This window comes from Paenibacillus sp. N3.4 (assembly GCF_008017805.1).
Taxonomy (GTDB): Bacteria; Bacillota; Bacilli; order Paenibacillales; family NBRC-103111; genus Paenibacillus_E.
Genome location: NZ_VRTT01000141.1, coordinates 1 through 8,171 on the forward strand (window position 1 = coordinate 1; position 8,171 = coordinate 8,171).

Annotated in this window: 8 protein-coding genes; 4 read left to right on the top strand and 4 right to left on the bottom strand. The window is 37.8% G+C overall.

Features of this window, described 5'->3' with window-relative positions:
• Positions 1–715, top strand: a 715-nt coding sequence (gene pyrF, locus FU659_RS33850; RefSeq protein ID WP_147951559.1) for an orotidine-5'-phosphate decarboxylase, incomplete at its 5' end; no start/stop codon positions are given.
• 526 nt (positions 716–1,241) lie between these two features.
• Here pyrF and FU659_RS33860 read toward each other — a convergent pair.
• The 4 genes from FU659_RS33860 to FU659_RS33875 form a co-directional block, all read right to left on the bottom strand.
• Positions 1,242–2,525: an ABC transporter substrate-binding protein gene (locus FU659_RS33860; protein ID WP_261808228.1), complete on the bottom strand. Its 1,284-nt coding sequence runs from the start codon at positions 2,523–2,525 to the stop codon at positions 1,242–1,244.
• Positions 2,526–2,641: 116 nt separating this feature from the next.
• Entirely contained in the window at positions 2,642–4,270 is a 1,629-nt protein-coding gene (locus FU659_RS33865; RefSeq protein ID WP_147951561.1) for a response regulator transcription factor, read from the bottom strand.
• Positions 4,248–5,042 carry a sensor histidine kinase gene (locus tag FU659_RS33870; RefSeq protein ID WP_147951562.1) on the bottom strand — a complete coding sequence of 265 codons (795 nt, stop codon included), beginning with the start codon at positions 5,040–5,042 and terminating at the stop codon, positions 4,248–4,250. Before FU659_RS33870 ends, FU659_RS33865 begins: the two co-directional genes overlap by 23 nt.
• A 4-nt stretch (positions 5,043–5,046) precedes the next feature.
• Entirely contained in the window at positions 5,047–6,090 is a 1,044-nt protein-coding gene (locus FU659_RS33875; RefSeq protein ID WP_147951563.1) for a cache domain-containing protein, read from the bottom strand.
• Positions 6,091–6,237: 147 nt separating this feature from the next.
• Between FU659_RS33875 and FU659_RS33880 the strand changes: the two genes are divergently transcribed.
• The 3 genes from FU659_RS33880 to FU659_RS33890 all read left to right on the top strand — a co-directional run.
• Positions 6,238–7,125 carry a carbohydrate ABC transporter permease gene (locus FU659_RS33880; protein WP_147951564.1) on the top strand — a complete coding sequence of 296 codons (888 nt, stop codon included), beginning with the start codon at positions 6,238–6,240 and terminating at the stop codon, positions 7,123–7,125.
• Positions 7,125–7,955, top strand: coding sequence for a carbohydrate ABC transporter permease (locus FU659_RS33885; protein ID WP_147951565.1), 831 nt, complete (start codon positions 7,125–7,127; stop codon positions 7,953–7,955). The genes FU659_RS33880 and FU659_RS33885 overlap by 1 nt, the downstream gene beginning before the upstream one ends.
• Before the next feature lie 36 nt (positions 7,956–7,991).
• A partial coding sequence (locus FU659_RS33890; protein ID WP_147951566.1) for a hypothetical protein occupies positions 7,992–8,171 on the top strand: 180 nt, incomplete at its 3' end.

Sequence of the window (8,171 nt, forward strand, 5' to 3'; positions counted from 1 at the left end):
TTTTGGCTCTGCAGGTATGAATGCTTTCTGGGAAACTGTAAAATATGCTCGTTCCAAGGGATTACTAACCATTGCTGATGCCAAACGTGGAGATATTGCTTCGACTGCAAAGGCTTATGCATACGCTTTTTTCGGCGGTTATGACCAAAATCAAGGCTGGATTGATCCTCTACAAAAGGTGGATAGCATTACCATCAGTCCATACTTGGGAAGAGACAGCATTACTCCTTTCCTATCTGGGGTTGCTAGTGGGGACCAAGGTTTGTTCGTTCTCGTTAAAACCAGCAACCCGTCTGCCGTTGAACTTCAGGAGCTGCCAACAAATGATCAGAAGATGGTTTCGGATTATGCGGCGGATTTGGTCAATGAGCTTGGGAAGCCTTACCTAGGGAAGTCAGGTTATACCCCTGTTGGAGCTGTGGTTGGCGCACTATACCCCGTAGATTTGAAGCGGTACCGCACGTATATGCCCCATTCTTTGTTCCTCGTGCCGGGTTACGGTTCCCAAGGCGGAACGGCTAAAGATATTGTTCATGCTTTCAACGAAGATGGTTTTGGCGCACTCATCAATGCTTCTCGAAGTATCTTGTATCCGAAGGCCACGCATAGTGATTCAAGTATGGACGAAATTCAAAATCATATTGTACAAGCGATAATAAGCATGAATGAGGATATTAATGGTTGCTTAAAAAGCCATCGAAAGCTTTCTTTTTAATTACTTATTAATCGCATTATTTCTGAATTGGAGGAGAAACCATATGAAGTTAGGTATGAAAATTAAAGATGTAGTAAAAGGGGAACTATAGACGTCCTATGGCAAGGGATAATTACCGCGAAGATACTTGCGAATCAAATCGGTAAACCTGAGGAAGAGCTTTTGTAATCGCTTTTTTGCTTAGCGAGGGCTTCTCATATATGTGGGGGACGGAAATCATGATTGATGACGGAATGACATTTTGAATGGGATTTTAGTGGCTGTCTGTGGACTTGATGGAGCAGGGAAAACGACACAACTTAACCTGTTACAGAATTGGTTTCAAAAAAAATGATAAACCCTGGTTATTAACCAGACAACCGACAGATGCTTATAGGATGGACGATAGAGTTCGTCCTTATCTCTTGATTACGGGCAATGCCGGATATGAGAAATAGTTTAAGAAATTCACTTGTAACCTAAAAATAACCGTCAGGAGGATCTGACGGTTATTACTCTGCAGGGTCATTCAATTATAAGTACTTGGTTACTTCGGAGCTCCTAGCTGGATCCAATCCTTTTGTATTTGCTCGATTACCTGATCTTTGGTTTTAGCTTTGCCGATGTAGGCTTGCATATCTTCTCCGTATTTTTGATAGAAGCTGTCAATTGAATAATTAAGAGACAACGCCCCTGCCTTTCCTCCTGCTTTCAAATATTCTGTCAGTGCTTTCGCCATTTGCATATTTGGCATGTCTCCGTTTTTAATTGGTGGAATAACCTTAGCTATGTTCCCGAACCACGATTTTCCGTATTCAGAAGTATACAGCCAATTAAAGAAATCTTTTGTTTCCTGAAGCGATTTGGAATTTTTATTAATTCTAAGTGCCTGATCTGCTCCGGTCACAATCATAGATTTGTTAGGATCCTCATTGATAGGATAACCCATGATACCAATCTTCAAGTTTGGGTTAATCTTCGATATTCCACTTTCGGCCCAAGCCCCTTGCCCAGTTATGATAGCTGCTTTCCCCGTCGCAAAATCACTGATCTCAGCCGGGAAATCCCTTTCTAATGGTTTTGGCATCCCATTCTGAATGGTCGTATCCACAAAATCAAACATTTTCATGAGTGTTGGATGGTCTTTAAAGGAAGTTTTGCCTGTATTAAAGTCGCTCATCAATTGCATGGCATTATCGGATTCGGCATTAATAAACTGTTGCAAGATATGCTTGTGAACCCACCATTCTTTGTATCCATTAGCAAAGGGAGTAATCCCTTTGGCTTTAAGCTTTGTTATTGCTTCGGTTAATTGTGATGAAGTTTTGGGTACATCGGAGATTCCAGCATCTGCAAACAGGTCCTTGTTATAAATGAGGGAAAACATGGCTACATTTATCGGCAGACCAAGTACTTTCCCTCCATCAGACATACTTGTCTTTACAGAATCGGTCATTGCTGCTGCAAGTGGTTCATTGCTTAGGTCTGCTGAATATTCTGCATATTGCTTGATTTCACCGGCTGTAGATTGAAACACATCTGGCATGTCGCCAGTAGCTATTTTGGTCTTAAGTACGGTTGGATAATCCGATTGCATAATTTCAAGCTGGATCGTCACATTAGATTTAACTTTTTTATACTCCAATATGGCGGCATTGTATGCATCTGTGTACTCTGGAGAGGCGACAAATATTTTGATTAAAGTCTTTTTTTCGCTTGTTCCTGATTTAGAGGTTTCTACTTGACTTGGAGCAGATGCCCCACAACCGGCAATCAGACTGAGCGTTAGAGAGGCGGTAACAATTGTGCATAACCCTTTTCTACTTGACACTGTATTTCCCCCATTCATGAGATGTCTTACTATCGTTATTTTATCAAGAAGATTGTTTGTAGAACATGTTAATAAGTAATCAAATAGGGGTAAAATAGTAACTATAGGAAAAACGTTTAAGGGTTGTTTTCTACTATTCCCCTATGATCAGAAGGAGAATGACCAAAATAGTTTTTGAAAGCTTTGCTAAAATAATTGGTATCTTTATAACCAAGCATCTCAGCAATCTGTTGGATTTTTAGTTGGGGGTCATCCAGCAGTTCCTTCGCCTTGTTCATTCGAAAAATTTGAAGATACTCGTAAATACCGCATCCATACTCCTGTTTAAATAGCTTCATTAAATATTGACGGCTTAAGAAATAACGTTCCGTAAAGATGGCAATGTTAATTTCCTCAAAGTAACATTGCTCAATGTACTCTTTGACTAAAGAAATATGAAATTTCCCTTTTCTGTTATGGCCTTGCCCAATCTTGGCAAAGTAAGAGTGAAGAATCTGATACAAAAGATTACAATATTGTTCGAATGACACATAATCCAATATGAAATCTTTAGGTTTTAAACCGTCCTCAGTTGCCTGTTCAATATTTTCGTCATGAATGCATAGTTCAAGCACTAAATCATACAAGTTGAATTGAAACTCTTCCAGATTGCGTTGGGCATCTCCAAGACTGAAATAATTAGATTTTGTTATTTGGCCTATGAATTCATCTAGGATGCCTTTGGCATATTTAGAATCACTATCGCGAAAAGCGTTACGGAAAAGTGACATCCGGCTATTAATGGAATGTTTTCTTTTACTATTACAATAAGTACTATTTGTTAAAATAAAATCTTTCAAAGAAAGAAGGTTTATGGAAAGAAGGAAGTCCTTAGCGGCATGATAAGATGCGGAGAGTGAGTCCAATCCAAATCCTATCGTTCCAGCTGCCCCTACTACAAATAGACCAAATAACTCTTTCAGCTTAATCATGGCTTTATTTACACTAGTACGAGATAGCAAGTTCATATCTGCTACTCTTTGTCCGCAAATGACAATGATGAATTCTCTATCTTGCCTTGGATTTAGAAAGCTAAAGCAATTCAAGTATTGGCTGCCGAACTCGTTAATGACATTCGATACAGCAAAATATAACAAAGTGAGGTCATTATGAAATCTTGTTTTTTGAATATGGTCTAAATTCAAAAAGATTAGTGTGAAAGCTTGATAGTAGGGATAGCCCTCATCATAAACCGTTTTTAAATGTTCTACTTGGTTCTGCTTATGGAATTTTCCTTCAATTATGCTCATATAGATGTCTGACTTCAACTTTGGCAAAGAGATATTAACGACAATATTTTTCTCGAAGAACTCATTTTTTACCTTTTTCTTTGTTTCTATGATTGCAACAGCTTTATCCAATGCACGATTAAGGTCATGTCGAACAAGTGGTTTTAAAATGTAATCTACGACATGTGATTGAATGGCTTGCTTAGTGTATTGAAAGTCACCATACCCACTAATCACAATGGTAGCAATGTGTGGATGATCCTGGCAAATCATACAAAGTACTTCAGAGCCATTTACTTCCGGCATTTTCATATCCAGCAATACGATATCAGGTCTATGTTCATTTATGAGTTCCATTCCTGGAAGCCCGCCGTTTGCCTCAAGTATTTGCTGCACACCAAGCCGATCCCAATCCCCTAGAATCTTTATCGCCTCCCTTGACGGTTCTTCATCATCAATAATTAGTACCTTTAACATGTTCCATTCCTCCTTTTGGCAGCTTTAAGCATACTTCTGTATAAAAAGATTGCGTATGAATGACAACTTCTGCATCTTGACCGTAAAGAAGCTTTAATCTAGCATGTAAATTTTGCAGACCAATACTACCAAATTCACGATCTTCCCAATTTTTTTGAAATAAGCATTTAATATATTGCAATTTTTCGCTACTAATACCAGGTCCGTTGTCAGTAACTTTTATCGTCACACCATCTAAGCTCATGTCAGCTTCTATGACAATACAAACCTCATATGACACTTTTTCCAGAGCATGTTTAATTGAATTCTCGACTAGGGTCTGAACTGACAATCTAGGAATGAACAGTTGTTCTAACTGAGGATCAATCCTGTATTGAATGTGCAATCGCGAACCGAATCTTGCCTTTTGAAGTATTAAATAATTTTCGATATGCTTAAGTTCCTCATTCAACTTCACCTGATCTCCTCCGCTAAAACAATAACGAAGCGTCGATGCGAGCGCATCAACCATATCCACAATATCTTGATTGTTACTCTTCAGCGCTTTAGTGGAAATTGCCTGAAGGGCGTTGTACAGAAAATGAGGATTAATTTCCGCTTCTAATGCTTTCAAAATTGCATTTTTTTGAACTAGTTTCAATTTATACTGTTCCTCGATCAGGTTGTTGGTTTGTAAGATCATGTTATTAAACTGCCTGGAAATATGGGCAATTTCGTCGTTTCCTTTTACTGGAACCCTAACATTAAAATTGCCTGTGCTGAACAGCAGCATATGATTAGAAGTTTTTTAGGGGTTTAGTAATTGCCTTTGTAGTAAGAGCGATTAAGGTAATTGAAATTATCAAAAAAATAAGTCCAACAGCATAACTGATATTTCTAGACGCGAGAGCTGCTTTATAAATCTGTTCGGAGGTAATGAATTTGATCAGTTTCCATTGTCCTCTCTCACTCATATCACAAATATCGAAATACTGATTATCTCCCTTCTCCCCAATTAAATTAGTGTTATCGTTCTTGTCGATACGATTCCAATCAAGTTCCATAGATTGAAAAAATGCGGGATTGTCCCAGTAAAATGGAACATTTTCATGACTGAGAAGAACAATATGCTCATTTGGAGAAAGGGAAGCATCTTTAATTATTTGATCTCTGACGGTTGTGTTGAAGAAGATGGAAATGATTGCTTTCGGTTCTTTTAAGAAAATAGTACGAATCGCACGATGGTAAGCCATAAAGCTTTTATTTAAATCGACAGGATATCCGACATCGCCTTGCGTTGAGCTAAGAAGAGAACTAAATACTAACTGTTGATCATTTTGCAATGCTTCTTGAAACCACTTTTTACTCGGAATCTGCTGATTTACAGCGATGCGAACTTTGCTTACATTTTCATCGTGAGTAATGTAGTAATATTTATTTTTGTCGATCACATACAAATAAATTCCCTGAATATCAGGCTTCGAATAAAATAAAACCCTTAAATAATCTTCCAGGTATTGCTGGGACATATACTCAAAATCTTCGTTTTGAAGTGAATTAATGACTTGTTCATATTGATATTGTGGAAAAATGAATTGCCTTCTTTCAAAAAAATAATTATCGAAATTTTGATTTACGAGTTTCAGATTATTTTTTGTAGTTGTTACCATGCTTTTCATCGCTTCATTTTCTGTAATTCTAGTGGAAATAATGGTTAGAGAGCCGACTATAAGAACAATTACAAAAGAAAGCAGCAATATGATCTTATTTACTAATTTTCTTGAAAGCCTTTCTTGTAAGTTGCGCATCCACCAAGCAACCCTCATTGTTATAAAGCGCATAGATAGATCCCCCAAATACTGTTTTGAGTACCATATTACCCTAAAGTGGAGACTTTAGTACATGTAATCCTATTATAACTACTTTTATAATGAACTTATAGGAGTGCTTTGTAAACGAAGTAATAATGATAACATCGGGGTGGAATTATGTTGAAGTTTAAACGAGAACATGTAAGAAGTTTTGAATTTGGAATGTTTATCCTGCCAGTGATCATCACAATTTTATATGCATTTTATATTCCTTTTATCATGAGCATGCTCTATTCATTAACGCAGTGGAATGGTATATCCTCCCAGCCGAAATTCATAGGGCTAGACAATTTCAAATCCATATTTATCTCGGATGATCATTTCAAACAATCAATCATATTCACCTTTAAATTCAGTATCTTGTACATTTTATGTGTTAATGCACTGTCTCTAATAGTTGCATTGGCCCTTGACCAGAAACTAAGGACCACAAATCTACTTAGAGCAGCATTCTTTGTGCCCTACATTTTAAGCTTGGTCATTGTCGGGTTTATTTGGAGGTTCATTCTTAATCAAGGGTTCGATGCACTCGCAGAATTTACGGGGATAGGATTCTTTAAACTAAGCTGGCTAGGAGTACCGAATTTAGCTTTCATTTCAATTATCATCGTTTCTGTCTGGCAATCAATTGGTTTTTACATTGTCATTTATATTGCGGGGTTACAATCAGTACCTCGTGAATTGCTGGAATCTTCCATTATAGACGGAGCAGGTCCGTTTCAAAGGTTTCTTAGTGTGACTTTACCATTACTTGCACCTTCAGTTACTGTTTGTATGTTTATGTCAATGACCAATGCAATTAAAGTATTTGACGTCATTTTGTCTTTGACAGGAGGGGGGCCAGGTGGCAGTACGTATAGCGTGGCATTGGATATCTATAGGGATACGTTTCAAAACAATATGTACGGTTACGGTTCAGCTAAGGCATTGGTTCTATTCGTTGTGGTACTGATGATTACGATCCTGCAACTGACATATTTTAAACGAAGAGAGGTTGAACATTAATGACTGGCATAAAATGGAAAATAGTATTTCTAGAATTTTTGATGATCATTATTGCTGTATTGTTTTTATATCCAATCTTGCTTGTATGCTATAACTCTTTCAAATCCTTCTCTGAAGTAATGGCTAATGTAATTGCACTTCCACATCATCTAGAAGTAGCAAATTATGTGTATGTATGGAAATTTATTGATTATCCGAGGTTATTTTTGAATAACTCTGTGGTCACAGCGATTGGGGTTTTGGGTATTATTGGAATCTCTTCAGCAGGTGCGTATATGCTGTCAAGAAATAGAACACTGTTTAGCTCCATCGTATACATATTCTGCATTATCCCAATGTTAATTCCATTTCAATCCATCATGATTGCGGTTTTGAAATTAGCGAAAATATTTCATTTATCAGAAAGTGTCTGGGGTTTAGGCGTTCAATATTGGGGCTTTGGAGCTCCAATGGCCATTTTTATCTATCATGGTTTTGTTAAAGGCATACCTAGAGAAATGGATGAAAGCGCCACGATTGACGGTGCTTCGACCGTTACCTTATTTTATCGAATCATCTTTCCACTTCTAAAGCCTGTGACGGCTACCATTATCATTATTGATGTAATGTGGATATGGAATGATTTTCTTTTGCCTCTGATTATGGTTAATGGCTCACCTTCAACAAAAACGTTAACTTTGGCTGCTTATACCTTCGTCGGACAATATACAACCGATTGGCAGTACACAATGACAGCGATGGTTATGGCTGTTTTCCCTTCTGTCGTCGTTTTCATTCTCATGCAGAAGCAAATCGTAAAGGGAGTGACAGCTGGGGCAGTTAAGGGGTAAAGAAAAATTTAATACTCAGAGAAAAGGAGATACAGCATGCTACCATCACTTACATTTATTAAACGCCAATTGGAGGGGATTCTGCACAATAAATTCGAGCAGGGGCATCAAACCTCTGGTTACTTAGCCAAGCTGGAACAGCTTCCCGCAAGCTATGATGCCTATGTGGAATTCGCTCACAGCTTGGCTGCTATTCCAATGAGGGACAATTGGTCT